Source organism: Microbacterium sp., from assembly GCF_031180975.1.
In the GTDB taxonomy this organism is placed as follows: domain Bacteria; phylum Actinomycetota; class Actinomycetes; order Actinomycetales; family Microbacteriaceae; genus Microbacterium.
The window spans coordinates 193,087-211,932 of sequence record NZ_JAPSLI010000005.1 but is presented as its reverse complement, the minus strand read 5'-3'; the positions used below and the strand labels follow the sequence as shown (position 1 = coordinate 211,932).

15 protein-coding genes are annotated in these 18,846 nt (G+C 70.9%); 4 read left to right on the top strand and 11 right to left on the bottom strand.

What is annotated here, in order from left to right; genetic code table 11:
- Positions 1-240: 240 nt before the first annotated feature.
- The 7 genes from rbfA to RIF65_RS09090 form a co-directional block, all read right to left on the bottom strand.
- A complete protein-coding gene (rbfA, locus tag RIF65_RS09120) occupies positions 241-672 on the bottom strand; it encodes a 30S ribosome-binding factor RbfA (RefSeq protein ID WP_309065211.1) in 432 nt (143 codons plus the stop codon).
- Between the two features lie 170 nt (positions 673-842).
- Positions 843-3,659, bottom strand: a complete 2,817-nt coding sequence (gene infB / locus RIF65_RS09115) for a translation initiation factor IF-2 (protein WP_309065210.1) — start codon at positions 3,657-3,659, stop codon at positions 843-845.
- A 59-nt stretch (positions 3,660-3,718) separates the two neighbouring features.
- Positions 3,719-4,009 carry a YlxR family protein gene (locus tag RIF65_RS09110; protein WP_309065209.1) on the bottom strand — a complete coding sequence of 97 codons (291 nt, stop codon included), beginning with the start codon at positions 4,007-4,009 and terminating at the stop codon, positions 3,719-3,721.
- Between the two features lie 50 nt (positions 4,010-4,059).
- Positions 4,060-5,049, bottom strand: coding sequence for a transcription termination factor NusA (nusA, locus tag RIF65_RS09105; RefSeq protein WP_309065208.1), 990 nt, complete (start codon positions 5,047-5,049; stop codon positions 4,060-4,062).
- A 169-nt stretch (positions 5,050-5,218) separates the two neighbouring features.
- A complete protein-coding gene (locus tag RIF65_RS09100) occupies positions 5,219-7,285 on the bottom strand; it encodes a PhoX family protein (protein WP_309065207.1) in 2,067 nt (688 codons plus the stop codon).
- A gap of 92 nt (positions 7,286-7,377) precedes the next feature.
- On the bottom strand, positions 7,378-8,412 hold the full coding sequence (locus RIF65_RS09095) for a TIGR00730 family Rossman fold protein (RefSeq protein ID WP_309065206.1): 1,035 nt from the start codon (positions 8,410-8,412) through the stop codon (positions 7,378-7,380).
- Between the two features lie 30 nt (positions 8,413-8,442).
- Complete coding sequence (locus tag RIF65_RS09090) at positions 8,443-9,426, bottom strand: response regulator transcription factor (protein WP_309065205.1); 984 nt, start codon at positions 9,424-9,426, stop codon at positions 8,443-8,445.
- 177 nt (positions 9,427-9,603) lie between these two features.
- Here RIF65_RS09090 and RIF65_RS09085 point away from each other — a divergent pair, with 177 nt between their 5' ends.
- Entirely contained in the window at positions 9,604-9,993 is a 390-nt protein-coding gene (locus RIF65_RS09085) for a hypothetical protein (protein WP_309065204.1), read from the top strand.
- A gap of 33 nt (positions 9,994-10,026) precedes the next feature.
- On the opposite strand, the gene RIF65_RS09080 is transcribed toward RIF65_RS09085, so the two are convergent.
- A complete protein-coding gene (locus RIF65_RS09080; protein WP_309065203.1) occupies positions 10,027-11,784 on the bottom strand; it encodes a proline--tRNA ligase in 1,758 nt (585 codons plus the stop codon).
- Between the two features lie 101 nt (positions 11,785-11,885).
- On the opposite strand from RIF65_RS09080, the gene RIF65_RS09075 reads away from it, so the two are divergent.
- Entirely contained in the window at positions 11,886-13,322 is a 1,437-nt protein-coding gene (locus RIF65_RS09075; protein WP_309065202.1) for an RNB domain-containing ribonuclease, read from the top strand.
- A gap of 161 nt (positions 13,323-13,483) precedes the next feature.
- Positions 13,484-15,208, top strand: coding sequence for an HNH endonuclease signature motif containing protein (locus RIF65_RS09070; protein WP_309065201.1), 1,725 nt, complete (start codon positions 13,484-13,486; stop codon positions 15,206-15,208).
- A gap of 104 nt (positions 15,209-15,312) precedes the next feature.
- Here the strand turns inward: RIF65_RS09070 and RIF65_RS09065 are convergent, their stop codons facing one another.
- Genes RIF65_RS09065 through ispG form a run of 3 tightly spaced genes read right to left on the bottom strand, consistent with a single transcriptional unit; the run spans position 15,313 to position 18,056 of the window.
- Positions 15,313-16,029, bottom strand: a complete 717-nt coding sequence (locus RIF65_RS09065; protein WP_309082541.1) for an alpha/beta fold hydrolase — start codon at positions 16,027-16,029, stop codon at positions 15,313-15,315.
- A gap of 3 nt (positions 16,030-16,032) precedes the next feature.
- Positions 16,033-16,908: a hypothetical protein gene (locus tag RIF65_RS09060; protein ID WP_309065200.1), complete on the bottom strand. Its 876-nt coding sequence runs from the start codon at positions 16,906-16,908 to the stop codon at positions 16,033-16,035.
- The gene (ispG, locus tag RIF65_RS09055; RefSeq protein ID WP_309065199.1) at positions 16,905-18,056 is read right to left on the bottom strand and encodes a flavodoxin-dependent (E)-4-hydroxy-3-methylbut-2-enyl-diphosphate synthase; all 1,152 of its coding nucleotides are present in this window, start codon (positions 18,054-18,056) and stop codon (positions 16,905-16,907) included. The genes RIF65_RS09060 and ispG overlap by 4 nt, the downstream gene beginning before the upstream one ends.
- A gap of 56 nt (positions 18,057-18,112) precedes the next feature.
- Between ispG and RIF65_RS09050 the strand changes: the two genes are divergently transcribed.
- Positions 18,113-18,736, top strand: coding sequence for a pyroglutamyl-peptidase I family protein (locus RIF65_RS09050; RefSeq protein ID WP_309065198.1), 624 nt, complete (start codon positions 18,113-18,115; stop codon positions 18,734-18,736).
- Positions 18,737-18,846 lie beyond the last annotated feature (110 nt).

The following is an 18,846-nucleotide window of genomic DNA, read 5'->3' as shown; positions in this document are numbered from 1 at the left end:
CATCGGCCGGTCGGAGCATCCGCCGGTCTCGCCGCCGGCCACGTCGCCGACGGACAGAGCCAATTAGACTCCGCAAATCTACGCGTGTCAACAGTTTTGGCGCGATCGCCCAGATTCGACTCTTGAACGGGTATTTCGGGATCCCATTCGGCGTGCGCCAGGGGCGCCGAATCTACGCGAGCAGGCCCTCGGGATCAGCGCGGACGGATGCGCAGCGCCGCTCGCACGCCCCTCGTCGGATCAGGCCTCTTCGTCGGCCTCGTCGCGGCGGTAGGGGTCGGCCTCACCCGCGTGCGTCGCGGACGACGCGAGCCGTGCCACCTCGGCATCCCGCTCCCGCGCCTCGCGGAGCAGGTCGGCGATGTGCCCGGCCGACTCCGGCAGTGCGTCCGGGATGAACTCGAGGGTCGGCACCAGACGCACGTTGAGCTGACGCCCGACCTCCTTGCGCAACAGACCCGTCGCGGAGGCCAGCGCGGCGCCGCTGGCGACGCGCTCCTCGTCCGAGCCGAGCACGGTATAGAACACGGAGGCGTGCTGCAGGTCGCCGGAGACGCGCACGTCGGTGATCGTGACGAACCCGAGCCGCGGGTCGCGCAGCCCCTTCTCGAGGCGCTCAGCCAGGATCACCCGAATGCGGTCGGCGAGTCGCGCCTGTCGTTCTCCAGCCATTTCCTACTCCTCTTTCCTACCTACCCCGCACAGTACAGCGGCAGGGAGTGATGAACAGAGGCGGAGGCGGCCGACGTCCCGACCCCGAGCATCGGGGTGCCCGCGAAGCGGGCGGGGCCCCTTCTCTGCGAGGGGTGGGACGTCGGCCGCCGAAGCCGCCGCTGCAGGGATCAGCCGCGAGGCTTCTCGACCAACTCGGTCGTCTCGATCTCGTCGCCGATCTGGATGTCGTTGTACTTGCCCAGTCCGATACCGGCCTCGAAGTCCGTGCGGACCTCGGTGACGTCGTCCTTGAAGCGGCGCAGCGACTCGATGGCCAGGCCATCGGCGATCACGACGCCGTCGCGGATGACGCGCGCCTTGGCGTTGCGCGTGATCGTTCCCGAGCGGACGATGACACCGGCGATGTTGCCGAACTTGGAGGAGCGGAACACCTCGCGGATCTCGGCGACGCCCGACTGAACCTCTTCGAACTCCGGCTTGAGCATGCCCTTGAGGGAGTTCTCGATCTCCTCGATCGCGGCGTAGATCACCGAGTAGAACCGCACGTCCACGCCCTCGCGGGCAGCGGCCTCGCGGGCCTTGGTGTCGGGGCGGACGTTGAAGCCCACGATGATCGCGTTGTCGATCGTCGCGAGGTTGACATCCGACTCGGTGATCGCACCGACGCCGCGGTGGATGATCCGCAGCTGCACGGAGTCGTCGACCTCGATCTTGAGCAGCGACTCCTCGAGCGCCTCGACGGCACCGGACACGTCGCCCTTGATGATGAGGTTGAGCGTCTCGACCTTGCCCTCTTCCAGAGCGCGGGTGAAGTCCTCGAGCGAGATGCGCTTGCGGGCCTTCGCCAGCTGCGCGTTGCGCTCGACGGCCTCGCGCTTCTCGGCGATCTGACGAGCGGTGCGGTCCTCGTCGGTGACGATGAACACGTCACCGGCGCGGGGCACCGAGTTCAGACCCTGCACCTGGACGGGACGCGACGGAGCCGCGGCCTCGACCGGGTCGCCGTTCTCGTCGAGCATGGCGCGGACGCGGCCGTATGCCGTACCCGCCACGATCGCGTCGCCGACCCGGAGGGTTCCGGACTGGATCAGCACGGTGGCCACCGAGCCGCGGCCCTTGTCGAGCTTCGCCTCGATCGCGACACCGCGCGCCGCCTTGTTCGGGTTGGCCGTGAGGTCCAGACCCGCGTCGGCGGTCAGCAGGACTGCGTCGAGGAGCTCCTGGATGCCGGTGCCCTGACGTGCCGACACGTCGACGAACATGACGTCGCCGCCGTACTCCTCGGCGACCAGGCCGTACTCGGTGAGCTGCTGGCGCACCTTGGCCGGGTTCGCCTCGGGCTTGTCGACCTTGTTCACCGCGACCACGATCGGCACGCCGGCCGCCTGGGCGTGGTTCAGCGCCTCCACCGTCTGCGGCATGATGCCGTCGTCGGCGGCGACCACCAGGATCGCGATGTCGGTCACCTGCGCACCACGGGCACGCATGGCGGTGAACGCCTCGTGACCCGGGGTGTCGATGAAGGTGAGCGCGCGCTCGATGCCCTCGTGCTCGGTCCACACCTGGTAGGCACCGATGTGCTGGGTGATGCCGCCGGCCTCGCCCGCCACGACGTTGGTCTGGCGGATCGCGTCGAGCAGTCGGGTCTTACCGTGGTCGACGTGGCCCATGACGGTGACCACCGGGGGACGGATCTCGAGGTCGTCCTCGTCCTCCTCCTCGAGCTCCTGCTCCAGGTTGAGACCGAAGCCCTCGAGGAGCTCCTTGTCCTCATCCTCGGGCGAGACCATCTGGATCTTGTAGCCCAGCTCGGCGCCGAGCACCTCGAAGGTCGCCTCGTCGAGCGACTCGGTGGCCGTGGCCATCTCACCGAGGTTGAAAAGGATGGTGACGAGCGTGCCGGGCTGCACGGTGTAACCGTTCAGCGCCTCGAGCTTGTCCGCGAAGTCCGCGATGGATGCGCCGCGACGCAGACGGATCGTCTCGCCGTTGCCCTTCTGGACGTTGACGCCGCCGACGACCGGCGCCGACCGCATCTCGAATTCCTGCCGCTTCGCCCGCCGCGACTTGCGCTGCTTGCTCTTGCCGCCGCCCTTGCCGAACGCACCGGCGGTACCCCCACCGGGACCACGGCCACGACCGCCGCCGCCACCGGGACGACCGGCGAAGCCGCCACCGGGACCACCACCGCCCCCGGGACGCTGGAAGCCGCCGCCGGCACCGGCACCTGCGCCGGGACGGCCGGGGCCGCCGGAGCGCTGCTGGAACGGCGCGCCGGGACGACCGCCCTGACCACCGCGAGCGCCGCCTGGACGGCCGGGACCGCCGGGACGCGGAGCGCCGATACGGGGCGAGCCGGGGCGGGGAGCCTGCGGCCGCGGGATGTTGCCGGGGGTCGGGCGCTGACCCATCCCCTGCTGCGACGAGAACGGGTTGTTGCCCGGGCGGGGACCCGCCGGGCGCTGGCCCATGCCCTGCGCGGAGGAGAACGGGTTGTTGCCGGGGCGCGGAGCACCGGGCTTCGGCGCGCCTGCGCCGGGCTTGGGTGCGCTGCCGCCGGGCTTCGGCGCGGCCGGCTTCGTCGGGCCGGGTGCCGGTGCGGCGGATGCCGGTGCGGCGGGCGCCGATGCAGCGGGCTTCTCGGCGGCCGGCGCGGCGGGTGCCGCGGGCGCCGGAGCAGGTGCCTCGGTCTGCGCCTGCGGGGCAGGCGCGGGCTTGGCCGGGCCGGGCTTCGGTCCGGGAGCGGGCGCGGCGGGCTTCGCGGCACCCTGGTTCTTGGCCGCGGGCTTCGCCTCGGCCTTGGCGGCGGGCTTCGCCGCGGGGTCGGCCTCGATCGCGGCGCGCAGCTTGCGCGCCACCGGAGGCTCCACCGTCGATGACGGGCTCTTCACGAACTCGCCGAGCTCCTTGAGCTTCGCGAGTGCGAACTTGCTGTCGACGCCGAGTTCAGCGGCGATCTCGTGCACACGTGGTTTGGCAGCCACAATTCTCCTGTCTGGGTCGGTCGGCCCAGACAGGGCAGACCATTAGTCGCGGACGGGTCTCATTTCGAGCCGTTCACTTTGTTTCCATAGCCGTTCAGCCGTTTCTCGATGATCTGCGTGTCCTCCGCCTCCGGGAAAGGAAGGTCGGCGGCCACACGGAGTGCTCGTGCGAAAGCCCGTCGCCGCAACGCGGTATCCAGACATTCGGATGTCGGATGCAGCCATGCGCCCCTGCCGGGCAGAACCGCCCGCTCGTCGAAGACGAGCTCACCGTTCTGGACCGCCACTCTGATCAGAGCGGCACGAGGGGCACGACCGCGGCAACCGACACACGTTCGTACGGGATCCATCCTACACCTCGCGGCTGTGGGACCGCCTCAACGCGCCCGCCGGCGCAGCATCAGCCATCCGCCATCACGCTGTCGGGCTGGATGTCGATCTTCGCACCGGTGAGCTTCGCCGCCAGGCGGGCGTTCTGGCCCTCCTTGCCGATGGCCAGCGACAGCTGGTAGTCGGGCACGAGCGCGCGGACGGCCTTGGTACCGGCGTCGAGCACGAAGGCGGAGGTCACCTTGGCGGGCGACAGTGCGTTCGCGACGAACGTCGCCAGGTCGGGGTGGTGGTCGACGATGTCGATCTTCTCGCCGGCGAGCTCCTCGGTGACGGCGCGGACTCGCCGCCCCATCTCGCCGATGCAGGCGCCCTTGGCGTTCACCGACGGGTCGTTCGCCTTGACGGCGATCTTGGTGCGGTGTCCGGCCTCGCGGGCCAGGGAGACGATCTCCACCAGACCGGCGGCGATCTCGGGCACCTCGAGGGCGAACAGCTTGCGGACCAGTCCGGGGTGCGTGCGCGACACGGTGATCGAGGGCCCCTTGGCCCCCTTCGCGACGCTGGTCACGTAGACGCGCAGGCGGGAGCCGTGGGTGTACTCCTCGCCGGGGACCTGCTCCTCGGGAGGCAGGATGGCCTCGACGGATCCGAGATCGACGTGGATCATGCGCGGGTTCGGTCCCTGCTGCACGACGCCGGCGACGATGTCGCCCTCCTTGCCGCGGAATTCGCCGAGCACGGCGTCGTCTGCGAGGTCGCGCAGTCGCTGGCTGATGACCTGCTTGGCGGCGTAGGCGGCGATGCGGCCGAAGTCCTCGGGTGTGGTCTCCTCCTCGCCGATGATCGCGCCCTCGTCGTCACGGACCGGCTGCATCACGGCGACGTGGCCGCTCTTGCGGTCGAGTTCCACCCGCACGCCCTCCGGCACCGACCCGTCGGCCGAGACGTGCTTGCCGTATGCCGTCAGAACGGCCTGCTCGATGATCGCGACGAGTTCGTCGAAGGGGATCTCCTTCTCCTTCTCGATCCCGCGCAGCAGCCCCAGTTCGATGTCCATAGCGGCCTCCCTATTCAGCTCTCACCGCGGGCAGACTTCGCCGCGGGCATCCGTACAGGATAGCCGACGCGAGGCGGGTGCACGCAGGCGGGGGCTCGGGCGGCGGCGGTCCCCGGGCCGGAGGCGTCGAGGGTGTGCGGGCCGTCGGACCCGCACACCCTCATCATGGTCAGGAGCGGAACACCTGCACGACCGACGGACGCGGCGCGTTCGGCACGTCGCCCGGCGCGGACGAGCCGTAGTCCGGGAACAGCGAGCGGGGTGCGTCGAACTCGCCGTCCTCGCCGGGGTGCTGCACGGCGACGAACACGAGCCCCTCCCGGTCGTGGATCACCGGGCCGCAGGTCTCGGCGTCGCGCGGCACGGCGAGGAACTGCTGCACGTGCCCGCGGTGCTCGCCCTCCAGCGGCACCTTGAACAAGCCGTCGTTGCGCCCGATGGTGCTGGGCGCGCCGTCGGTGGAGATCCACAGGTTGCCCTCGGAGTCGAACGCGAGGTTGTCGGGGCAGGAGATCGGCGACACGAGCTCCTTCGGGAATCCGGCGAAGTACGCGTTCTCGAACGAGGCGGGGTCGCCGCACAGCAGCAGCACGTTCCATCCGAACGTGGTACCGGCCTGCCCTGCGGTCTCGGTCAGCTCCAGCACGTGTCCGTAGCGGTTGCCGGTGACCGGGTTGGCCTCGTCGACCGCGGTGCGGCGCGTGTTGTTGGTCAGCGCGACGTACACCTTGCCAGTCTTCGGGTGCGGCTGGACGTCCTCGGGGCGGTCCATCTTGGTGGCGCCGACGGCGTCGGCCGCGAGGCGGGTGTACACCAGCACCTCCTCGACGGTGAATCCGGGCACCACGCTCTCGCCGTCGCGGGTGAGCGGGATCCACTCCCCCGTGCCGTCGAACGCGCCGTCGGCGGGGAGCGCGCCGGTCCCGGTGATCTCTGCGGCCGGCGAGTTGCCGCGGAACTTCGCGACGAACAGGTCGCCCTCGCTGAGCAGCTGCAGGTTCTTCTTCCGCGAGCCGGAGATGCGGTTCTTGGAGACGAACTTGTACAGGTAGTCGTTGCGCTCGTCGTCGCCCATGTACGCCACGACCCGGCCGTCCTCGGCGACGTGGACGTTGGCGCCCTCGTGCTTCATGCGACCCATCGCGGTGTGCTTGCGCGGGGTCGAGGTGGGGTCCTGCGGGTCGATCTCGACGATGTAGCCGAAGCGGTTCGGCTCGTTGACGTATCCCGGATCGTGGGCGTCGAACCGCGGGTCGTACGCCTCCCAGCCGGTCGAGGTGGCCGAAGTCGCACTGCCGCTGTAGCGCTTCTGCTGCGCGGTGTCGGCAGCCCAGGCGAAGTAGCCGTTGAAGTTCTCCTCGCCGGAGAGCACGGTACCCCACGGGGTGGTGCCGCCGGCGCAGTTCCCGAGCGTGCCGTGCACCCAGCGGCCCTCCGGATCGGCGGCGGTCTTGACCAGGTCGGAGCCCGCGGCGGGACCGGTCAGCTCGAACACCGTCTCGACGGTGATGCGGCGGTTGCGGCGGCCGTCGACGACGTACTCCCACGGCTCGCCGACCCGGTTTCGGCGGATCTCGACGACGGACATCCCCTGCGCGGCCTTGTAGATGTCGCCACGGCGGCGTAGCTCGGCCGGGTCGGTGGTGGCGGGGAACATCAGGTTCGGGTTGACGTACTCATGGTTGTTGACGAGCACGCCGGTCTTGCCGCTGGGGTCGGGCAGGATGTCGAGGTAGTCGCTGTTGTAGCCGAACTGGCCGGCCTGGGCCTCGCGGGTCTGTGCGTGGATGTCGAACGCCGGTGCGCTGGAGAACAGCGGGTCGCCCCAGCGGATCAGCGGCTGCCAGGTGTAGCCGGACGGCACCGAGAACGCGTCGATGGTCGCGGGCACCGGCGCGATGGGCCGGAACTCCAGACCGGCCGTCCCGGGGCGCCCGAACGACGCACCCGCGCCGGTCGCGCCCGCGGCGAGCGGAGCGGATGCCGGAAGCTCGCGCCCGACGCCCACGACGGCGGCTACCGCGCCGGCCACGCCGAGACCGAGCAGCGAGCGCCGGGAGAAGACGGCGGATGCGATGGAGCGGAAGTGCTCGTTGGGCGAGGTGTTGCACTCGGGACCGAGGCAGGCGTTCGCGCACTTGAGCGCGCACGTCACAGGCGAGCGCTTGCCTCGGGCGTGGTCGGCGCCGGCGGCCACGAGCGGCAGGCGGCGGCGGAGTTCGTCGGTCAATGGCATCGGTACCTCCAGGGCGGATTGGGCAGGAGGCACGTTCCTCCACCGGGGTGACGGCCCGGTGAACGCGGCCTGAACTCTCCGGTGGTGCGCGGTCAGCCGGCCGACGGCAGCTGGTTGAGGGCTCGGATCAGCGTGTGCAGCGAGCCGACCGCGCGCTGCTTGAGCGTGAGCACCAGGCGCGGCCGGTCGACCGCGTCGTCGTCCGCGGTCTCCACCGGGAGCGGGCCGCTGCGTTCGATCCGACCCTCGGCGCACATGTCGGCGAACCGCTCGTTGAGGCCGTCGATCTCGGCATCCGTCGGCTCGTGCACCAGCCGCAGCACGAGTCGGTCCCCCACCCATCGCAGGGAGTGGTAGTTGCGCCAGAATCCGGTGACCTCGGAGACGGCGCGCTCGACGGAGTCGGTGATGAGCACACGGTCGAGATCGTCCGGCGAGATCACGCCCGACGGGATCATGTGGTCTTCGACGAAGCGGCGCAGTCCGTCCCAGAAGCCGCCGCCGTCGGCATCCAGCAACACGATCGGCATCGGCTCGGCCTTGCCGGTCTGCTGCAGCGTGAGCAGTTCGAACATCTCGTCGAGGGTTCCGAATCCGCCGGGGAGGCAGATGAACCCGCGGGACTCCTTCATCAGCATCAGCTTGCGGGTGAAGAAGTACTTCATCGAGACGACGTGCGCGTCCTCGGAGACGATGGAGTTCGCCTTCTCCTCGAACGGCAGGCGGATCGAGACCCCGAGCGACATCCGGGCGCCGGCACCCTCGGCCGCGGCCTGCATGATGCCCGGACCTGCGCCGGTGACGACCATCCAGCCGTCCGCGGCGAGCGCCGCGGCGACGTCCCGTGCCTGGAGGTAGAGCGGGTCGTCGTGACGTGTGCGGGCGGAGCCGAACACCGTGACCTTGGGGACCTCGTGGAACGGCTGGAACAGCAGAAAGGCGTCGCGCATCTCACTGAGCGCCGAGGACGCGATCTTCAGGTCGAGTCGACCGGTGTGCTCGATCCCCAGCATGAGCGCGGTCTGCAGCATCCGTGCGACCAGGGGGCGGTCGACACGGATGCCGGCGTCGTCGAGCAGTGCGGCGAGGTCCTGTCGGAGGCCTTCAGGCAGGGAGGCGTCGGTCATGGCTCCAGCCTGTCATGACCCGGGAGGGGGTCAGCGCATGCCGCGCAGGTACGCGACCACGGCCGCGACACGGCGATGGGTGCCCTCGTCGCGGTTCACCCCGAGCTTGGTGAAGATCGCGGTGGAATGCTTCTCGACGGCGGAGAGGGAGATGTGCAGGGCACGGCCGATCTCGGTGTTCGAGCGCCCCTCCGCCATCAGGGCGAGCACCTCCCGTTCGCGCGGCGTCAGCAGGGCCAGTGCTGTGTCGGCGGACTCAGGCGGTGGGGACGGTGGCGACGCCGCAGTACTCGGTCGGCTCCCGGCGATGAGCCCGACCGGGAGCAGCGGTGCGGCGAGCAGGAACGCCGCCGTCGCGAGTCCGCCCTGTGCGACCGCGCCAAGGGCGAGCAGCAGCCCGACCAGCACCAGGGCCCCCAGGGGAAGGGTGAGCCGCCCGCGGATGTCGCGACCGTCCCGGACGAAGCGCACCGCCGCGACGACGGCCGCGAGGAGGGGCAGCGCGAAGACGAGCATCGAAGCGGTCGCCCAGGATGCGGGGAGCACTGCGGCGATCGGGCCGAGCTCGCCGCTGCCGAGCACGGCCGGCGTCGCCGCGGAGACGGCGGCGAGCACGGGGAGGACGCATCCGAGCAACGACCACCGGGCCGCGCGTGGGGCGGGGCCAGAGGGATAGCCCGCGGCGAGGACCACCAGCAGCGCGAAGCCGACGACGAACACCAGCTGCGAGAGCAGATGCCACCAGGCGGATGCCGGTGATTCGCCCCTCGCCGCCGCCGAGGCGGCGAACGCCAGCAGGTGAGCGGCGCCGATACCGGCGAGCAGCGCGCAGGTGAACGGCGCGGCCCGCCACAGGGGGCCGAGAAGTCCCGCCGCGACGAACAGCGCGGGGACGAACAGCGCGGACTCCACATCGCTCACCCGCGTTCCGGCATACACCAGCGCTACGGCGGAGACCACCGCGGCGGCGATGGTTGCGGCGAGCGTCCCGGTGCGGGCGAGGTGGATGGTCACGTGCTCAGTATGACCAGCGGCGGGGACCCCGCGGGAGGGGTGCTGACGCCCACCCCTGCGGAAATGCGGTCAACCCCACCCCGGTCTGCGGGCGCCCGCAGTGCGCTACCGGCGGGTCGGAGCGTACGGTCGGCGCAACGCCGGCGCGGGTCGCCGGCCTGATCGGAAGGACCTGCCATGACGACCCCTGCTTCTCACTCCGCCGTTCGCACCGACGGAGTGCCCGACCGGCGGGCATCCACACGCATCAGGGTCGGTCAGGTGCTGTTGACCATTCTGTTCGCGATGTGTGCCGCCGTGTCGCTGTCGACGATGTTCGCGGACGACCCGTTCGACGCGTCCGCCGTGGTGCTCATCGCATCGTTCGGGTGCCTCGCCGCCGTGCTCGGCGCCGCCGCCACCTGGTCGCTGCGCCGCGCGCCGACGCTGTGGTGGGCGCTGTGGGCGCTGCCGGCGTTCTTCGTGTGGCATGTGGCGGCGCTGGGCACGTGGGTGCCTGATGCGGTGCTGGCCGTGGTCGGCGCGGTTGCGCTGCTGCTGTGCGCACCGTCGGCGCGGAGGGGGTGACTCCGGCACGCGCCGGACTCATCCCCGCGGTCGTCATCGCGCGCTGAGCCGCGCGACGGCGTCCTCCGCCGCGACGGTGTCCCGCTCGCCCGTGCGGCGGTCCCACAGCTCGACCTGGCCATCGGCGGCGCCTCGGCCGACGATCAGGATGCGCGGCACACCGACCAGCTCGGCGTCGCCGAACTTGACGCCGGGCGACACCTTGGGCCGATCGTCGAACAGCACGTCGAGGCCGGCATCCTCCAGTTCGGAGGAGATGCGCTCGGCGAGGTCGAAGGCGGTCTGGTCCTTGCCCGTGGCAACCACGTGCACGTCGAACGGCGCCACCGACTCGGGCCAGATCAGGCCCTTGTCGTCGTTGTTCAGTTCGGCGAGGATCGCCAGGATGCGGGTCACGCCGATGCCGTACGAGCCCATCGTCACCGTGGTGAGCTTGCCGGTCTCGTCGAGCACCTTGAGCCCGAGGGTCTCGGCGAAGAACCGTCCCAGCTGGAACACGTGCCCGATCTCCATGCCGCGGGCGATCTCGACCGGCCCCGAGCCGTCGGGTGCGGGGTCGCCGTCGCGCACGTTCGCGATCTCCACGGTCCCGTCGGCCACGAAATCGCGTCCGGCCACGACCGAGTGCACGTGCTTCTGATCGATGTTGGCGCCGGTGATCCAGCGCGTGCCGTCGGCGACCCGAGGGTCGACGAGGTAGCGGATGCCGGTGGCGGACTCCTCGCCGAGGATCGGACCGGTCTCCGACCACGGGCCGATGTAGCCGCGCACCAGCAGCGGGTGACGCTCGAAGTCGGCATCCGTCGCCTGCTCGACCGCGGCGGGAGCGAAGGCGACCTCGGCGCGCTTCTCGTCGACCTCGCGGTCGCCGGGGATGCCGACGATCACGAGCTCACGGGTGCCGTCGAGGTGGGTGAGCGCGAGGACCACGTTCTTCAGCGTGTCCGCCGCGGTGTACTCCCCCTCGAGCACCTTGTTCGAGTGCGCGACGAGCGTGTCGATGGTGGGAGTGTCGGGCGAGTCGAAGATCGTGGCGGGCGGTGCGTCGTCCCACGAGACGGGCTCGGGCGCGACTGTGGTGAAGGCCTCGACGTTCGCGGCGTAGCCTCCCGCCGAGCGGACGAAGGAATCCTCGCCGACGGGGGTCGGGTGCAGGAACTCCTCGCTGCGGGCGCCGCCCATCAGACCGTTGTCGGCGGCGACGATGACGTACTCCAGGCCCAGGCGCTGGAAGATGCGCTCGTACGCGTCGCGCTGCGCCTGGTAGCTGGCCTCGAGTCCGGCGTCGCTGGCGTCGAAGGAGTAGGCGTCCTTCATCGTGAACTCGCGGCCGCGCAGAAGACCGGCGCGCGGGCGGGCCTCGTCGCGGTACTTGTCCTGGATCTGGTAGATCGTCAGGGGCAGGTCCTTGTAGGAGGAGTACAGGTCCTTCACCAGGAGGGTGAACATCTCCTCGTGTGTGGGGGCGAGCAGGTAGTCGGCGCCCTTGCGGTCCTGCAGGCGGAAAATGCCGTCGCCGTACGACTCCCAGCGTCCGGACTGCTCGTAAGGGTCTCGCGGCAGCAGTGCGGGGAAGTGCACCTCGAACGCGCCGGCGGCTGCCATCTCCTCACGGATGATCTGCTCCAGCTTCGCCTTCACCCGCAGTCCGAGCGGCAGCCAGGTGAAGATGCCGGGGGCGGTGCGGCGGATGTAGCCGGCGCGGACGAGGAGCCGGTGACTGGTGACCTCCGCGTCGGCGGGGTCTTCGCGGAGCGTGCGCAGGAAGAAGTTCGAGAGACGTGTGACCACGGGGCAAGTCTAGTGACCGGCACGGAACGGCCCTGCTCCGCCGGCCGTGCCGGCACAGTGCGTGCCGCCGCCGTCGCGGCGGCCGTGCGTAGGCTGGCAGCATGCTTCAACGCCGATCGCACATCGCCCCGTCCGCCGAGCAGAGCGAGCTCGCCGAGGCACTGGCCGAACTGCGGGCGGAGTTCGAGGTGCCCTTCCCGCCTGCCGCGCTCGAGGAGGCGGAGAACGCGTTCGCGCCCGAGGCGGGACTGGATCTGCGCGACGTCCCGTTCGTGACACTCGACCCGGAGGGCTCCCGCGATCTCGACCAGGCCTTCCACCTGGAGAGGGCCGGCGGCGGGTACATCGTGCGGTACGCGATCGCGGACGTACCGGGCTTCGTCACTCCCGACGGCGCGCTGGATGCCGCCGCACGGGAACGTGGTCAGACGCTGTACGCGGCCGACGGATCGATCCCCCTGCACCCGCGCGCGCTCAGCGAGGGCAGTGCATCGCTCCTTCCCGAGCAGGAGCGACCGGCGCTGGTGTGGACGTTCACGCTCGATGCCGCGGGGGCCGTGGCGGACTGGCGGCTGGAGCGCGCGTTGATCCGGTCGCGGGCACAGCTGGATTACGTGGCCGTGCAGGCGGCGCTGGACCGGGGTGAGGACTCCCCCGCCGCGCTGCTGCCCGAGATCGGACGGCTGCGGCTCGAGCAGGAGGCGGCGCGCGGTGGCGCGAGCTTGAATCTGCCTGACGCGGAGGTGGTGCGCAGCGCGGACGGCACGTACGGGCTCGAGCGCCGGCATCCGCTCCCCGTCGAGGATTGGAACGCGCAGCTGTCGCTGATGACGGGGATGGCCGCGGCGGAGGCGATGCTCGAGGCGCGGGTCGGCGTGCTGCGGACGATGCCGCAGCCGGACGACGAGGCGTTCGAGACGTTCCGCCGGCAGACGGTGGCGCTCGGCCGTCCGTGGACGGAGGGTCGCTACGGTGCCTACCTGCGCGGGCTCGATCGCGCGGACCCGCTCACGCTCCCCGTGCTGGAGGCGGCCAGCGCGCTGTTCCGCGGCGCCGGGTACGTCGCATTCGACGGAGAAGTGCCGGAGGAGCGGATGCAGGCGGCGATCGGGGCGCCGTACGCGCACGCCACCGCGCCTCTGCGACGGTTGGTGGACCGCTGGTCGCTGAGCATCTGCCTGGCCGTGGCGGAGGGCCGTGAGGTCGACGCGTGGGTGCGCGAGAGCCTGTCCGAGCTGCCGCGGCTGATGCAGGAGTCATCGACACGCGCCTCGCAGCTGAACGCGCAGACGATCGCGCTGGTCGAGGCGGCACTGCTCGCTCCTCGGGTGGGTGAGGTGTTCGAGGCGGCCGTGGTGCGCCTCGGCGGGAACGGGGGCGGCGACGGCACGGCGACCGTGCAGATCGCGGAACCGGCGGTGACGGTCAGGGCACCGGTGCCCGACGGGACGAAGCCCGGCTCGACCGTTCGTATCCGGTTGGAGGCGGCGGACATCCGCACCGGCACGGTCACCTTCGTGCCGGTTTCCGGTCGTTGAGCCCCCGGTCGTTGAGCGAGGAGCGCAGCGACCGAGACGAAACGCACCGCACCTCGACCGGATCCCCATCCCGCGGTTTCGTTATGATTCCGAGATCTCTCACCCGCGTGGATCCCCGGTTCTCAGGGGTTCAATGTCGGTGGCCAGCGGGAGCATGAACTATGGCGTTCTTCCCCGAGGTTGATGAACAGGTCGCGGTGCTGCGGCAGCTGCTCGGAGACGACGCCCGCCCGGAGGATCTGCTCCACCGCGTGTTCGCGATGCCCGACGGGCCGGTCACGCAGGTGCTCGCGGCTGCGGGTGTGCTGCGGCAGTGTGCGGAACGCTTGGAGATCATCGGCGCCGGCGTGGTCGCGGCCCGTTCGGGTCGGGATGCCGGACACGACGGGTTCGCGCAGTCCCGCGGGCACCGCAACCCGACCTCGTTCGTACAGGAGACCACCGGGGCCACGAAGGCCGAAGCCTCCCGCCAGGTCCGCCTGGGAACGTCGCTGTTGGAGGGCGCCGGGTTGACGGATGCCGGTCAGCAAGGCGACGGCCCGGCAGGAACCGACGGTACGACGGGTTCCGATGGGCTCTTCGGCGACGGACCGGACGTCGGGGACGGAGGCGCCGGCGGTACCGCGGACAGTGACACGGCCGCCAGCAGCGGGCCGCTGGGCGGTGACGACCCGGACGCCGACAACGGCCCCGGCGAGGGTCCCGGTGCCGGGTCGGGCTCGGACGACGCCCCTGGCGCGGGCGAAGCCGGCTCCGCGTCCGGCACCCGGTCTGAGGCGCCCTTACCGTGGCACGCCCCGTTGGGGGCGGCACTGCTGAACGGGACGATCACGCCGGCGCAGCATGACGCGATCCTCCGCGGCCTCGGCACGCCGCCCGCCGCCAGGGACGACGCCACCGACGAGCCGAACGCAGGTCCCCCGTCAGGTCCGGACGCGGCGACGATCGAGGCGTGGCGTGCCGCGGCCGAGCATCTCATCGCCGAGGCGAGCGAACGCACCGTGGAAGAGCTCGGCGCGGCGGCCCGGCTGATCCGCGACCGGCTCGATCCGGAGGGCGCGGAACGCCGGTTCCTGGAACGCTACGCGCGCCGATCGTTCCGCACCTGGCGCGACAGCGACGGCATCCGGCACGCGTCGATGGTGTGCGACGACGAGGGCGGGGCGTTCCTGGACACGCTGCTCAGTGCCGCGCTGCGCCCGCGCCGCGGCGGGCCGCGCTTCGTCGACCCGGCCGACAAGACTCGCGCCCAACAACTCGCACACGACCCGCGCAGCCTCGACCAACTCGCCTACGACCTGATCCTGGACCTGCTGCACGCCGGGGTCCTCGCCGACGTGCGCACTGTGTTCGGTGCCCGCCAGGCCGGCGTCCGCATCATCACCATCAGCGACGGCGATGGCTCCCTCGCCCCAATCGCCCACACCGAAGACGGCCTGCAGCCCGTACCGGAAGCCGCCGTCCAGCAGCGCATCTGCGACACCGGCACACTCCCGATCACGATCGACCCGGGCGGGAACCCGCTGAACGTCGGAAGGGAGAAGCGCCTGTTCACCCCCGCGCAACGCGTCGCGCTCGCCACCCGGGACGGCGGATGCCGATGGCGAGGCTGCGACCGCCCGGCGTCGTACTGCGAATCCCACCACATCGACGAATGGGCCGCCGACCACGGCCGCACTGACATCGACCGCGGCATCCTGCTCTGCCGATTCCACCATATGGAACTGCACCACAACGGATGGCGCATCACACGGGACGGCACAGACGACTTCGTCCTGCACCATCCCAGCGGAGAAACCATCACTCTCTACCCGCGCGCCGCACTCACCTACGCCTGGGCCGGCATCGACCCGCCACTCCCACGCTTCCACCCCACCGCCGCGTGAGTGCCTTCAAATCGAACGACGCCGGCCTACGGGCTGCTCACTGCTGTGCGAACGTTCCCCATTCGTCCGGCAGCGAGGGCGAGGCCGCCCCATGCCCGGGTCATTCAACCCACTGTGAAGACCTCCGGCAACGCCGCGCAGAACTCGTCGAAATGGCTGTACCAGAGCGTATGCGCAGCGCCCGGCACACTGCGCACGTCGACGCCGCGCGCCTCGAGCAGCCGCACATCCTCCGACGACACGTAGTCGCTCGGGTCCGCACGCAGCACGATGGAGCCGGGCCCCGGCAGCCACAGCCCGCCGGGCCCGCACGAGACGGCGGCGGCGGTCGCCGGGTCGAACCTCTCGGCCGCCCGAGCCTCGACCGCGACGTCACGTTCGCTGTAGTGAGGGCGCGTGGCGCGCAACCGCTCGACGGTCCGCTGCTGCCGGCTCTCCTCGTAGAACCCGACGAGCTGACCACGCTGCTGCCCTCCGGCCAACCGCAACGGCGCGTCCACATGCACGGCCAGGGCCGGCCGCAGGTCGTCGTGAGCCGCGGCGAGGACCATCCCGCCGAAGGAGTGCCCCACCGCCAGCACCCGCTCACCCGGCGCGAACGCGTGCACCGTCTCCACGACAGAGCGAGCCGCCGAATCGATCGTCAGACGCGAATCCCGCGCAGAAAGCCCGTGACCGGGTAAGTCGATGGCGAGCACCCGGTGACCGACTGCCACGAGTCGCTCCGCGACGCGCCACCAGCTCTCCGCCGATCCGGTCATGCCATGCAACAGCACCACAGTGCGAGCGCCAGCGCCGTCGACGCGAACGTTGAGGAGCACCGGTCAGCCCGCCGCCACCGCCGTCGTCGTCATCACCAGCAGCTGCGGGTCGGACAGATCCAGCGACGCCCTGATGGACGAGAACTCCGCGAGCGAGCGCACGTGAGTCCCGCCGCACAGGAAGCCCACCTCGCCCTCGGGCAGCACGCACCGCCAGTGCCTCCGGTCCACGATCGTCGGCCCGTCGGCATCCACCCGGCTCGACGCACCCGACGCCACCCACTCGGCGAGGCGCGCGTTGATGCGCTCCACCCGCTCGGCCAGCGTGGCGGCGAACGACTCGGAATCGAAACCCGCCTTGCGCAGGCTCTTGCCGAGCCGGTACTCGTCGACGCTGCCGTCCGCGTGGATCCGGCTGGACTGGTTCGCGCGCCCCTCGAAGTCCGGATTGCCCAGCGGATCGACCGCGACCGGTTTGCGCCACAGATCCGCCAACGCGGCATCCAGCGCCAGCGACGCGAGGTGACACGCGGTGTGCCCGCGGCTCAGACCGGCTCGCCGGTCGGCATCCGTCCTCAGCTCGACCGACGCACCCGGCGCGAGCCAGTCCGGCGCGGCGGCGGACTCGAGCCGGTGGCCCACCAGCCAGGTCCAGCCCTCCGCGCCGCGCTTCACGGGAATCTCCGATCCCACCGCGAACGACCCGTCCTCGCTCACCGCCGCCATGACGGCTTCCGCGACCGCAACCGAGGAACCGTCCGCGGAACGGATCGTCCCCGAGTCACCCGGCTGGTCGGGCCAGGTGTGATCCACCGGGTGGAAGGGCGTCGCGTCCGTCACCACCACGGCGCCGGACGGGTCCGGATGCACGTGGGTGACGACACCGCGACCGGTCAGCTCGCCTGCCGGGAAGGAGACGAGAGTGGCCGACGCGCTCACGCCGTGACGACCTGAGCCGTGCCGAGCGGAGCGTCGGGCCCCATCTCGGCGGCGATGCGGTTCGCCTCCTCGATGAGCGTGGGCACGATGTCGGCCTCCGGGACGGTCTTGATGACCTCACCCTTGACGAAGATCTGCCCCTTGCCGTTGCCGGACGCCACCCCGAGGTCAGCCTCGCGCGCCTCGCCGGGGCCGTTCACGACACAGCCCATCACCGCGACGCGCAGCGGGACCGTCATGTCCTTCAGACCCTCGGTGACGTTCTCGGCGAGCGAGTACACGTCCACCTGTGCGCGACCGCACGACGGGCAGGACACGATCTCGAGCTTGCGCTCACGCAGGTTCAGCGCCTGCAGGATCTGGTGCCCGACCTTGACCTCCTCCGCCGGCGGCGCCGACAGCGAGACGCGGATCGTGTCGCCGATGCCCTCGCCGAGCAGGATGCCGAATGCGGTGGCGCTCTTGATGGTCCCCTGGAACGCGGGGCCTGCCTCGGTCACGCCGAGGTGCAGCGGCCAGTCGCCGCGCTCCGCCAACAGCCGGTAGGCCTTGACCATCACGATCGGGTCGTTGTGCTTGACCGAGATCTTGAAGTCGTGGAAGTCGTGCTCCTCGAACAGCGACGCCTCCCACACGGCGCTCTCGACGAGCGCCTCCGGGGTGGCCTTGCCGTACTTCTCCAGCAGCCGGCGGTCCAGCGACCCGGCGTTCACCCCGATGCGCAGCGACACGCCGGCATCAGCGGCCGCCTTGGCGATCGCACCCACCTGGTCGTCGAACTTGCGGATGTTGCCCGGGTTCACGCGCACCGCCGCACAACCGGCGTCGATGGCCTGGAACACGTACTTCGGCTGAAAGTGGATGTCGGCGATGACCGGGATCTGGCTCTTCTTCGCGATGATGTGCAGCACGTCCGCGTCGTCCTGCGAGGGGACGGCGACCCGCACGATCTCGCAGCCGGATGCCGTCAACTCGGCGATCTGCTGCAGCGTGCCGTTGATGTCGGTGGTCTTAGTGGTCGTCATCGACTGGACGCTGACCGGCGCGTCTCCCCCGACGAGCACCTTGCCGACCCGGATCTGACGGGACTTGCGGCGAGGGGCGAGGACGTCGGGGACGCGCGGCATCCCAAGGTTCACAGCTGGCACTCCTCAAGCCTACGACGCGTGGATCGACGGAGGCTGGATGTCCGTAGGCTGGGCGGATGCCCGTCATCCTGCTCACCGGATTCGGCCCGTTCGACGGCGCCACGCGCAACCCGTCGGCCGACGCGGTCGAGGCGGTCGCCGCCGGCTACGACGGCCCGCACACACTGGTGGCCGAGACCCTCCCGGTCTCCTTCGCCCGCTCGGCCGCGCGCCTTCGCGAACTGGCCGAGGAGCACCGGCCGGATGCCGTCATCGCCACCGGTCTGGCAGGGGGAAGCACCCGCGTGGCGGTCGAGCGCGTCGCGGTGAACCTGATGGACGCGCGCATCCCCGACGACGACGGCGCGCAGCCGGTCGACCGGCCCAGCGAGGAGGGCGGGCCCGCCGCGCGGTTCGCGACGCTGCCCGTCAAGCGGATCGTCCGCGAGCTGCAGGATGCCGGCATCCCGTCGCACGCGTCGCTCAGCGCCGGCTCCTACGTGTGCAACCACGTCTTCTACACGGCACTGTCCGCGGCTCCTGGCGCGAGAGCCGGATTCGTGCACCTGCCGTGGTCGACCAGCACCGCACCCGACGGCGCCACGGCACTGCCGGACGTCGAGCTGCTCCGCGCCGTGCGGATCGTGGTCGACCACGTGTTCGACGACGAGGAGCGCACCGCCGGCGGGTCGATCTGGTGACGTCACGACCGCGGATCGGGCGCGCGCCATATGGTAGTTTCGGCGCATGATCGCGCACCGCAGCTGGTGGCCCGCCTGCTAGGCGGTGCGTTCGCGATCCCACGGAACAC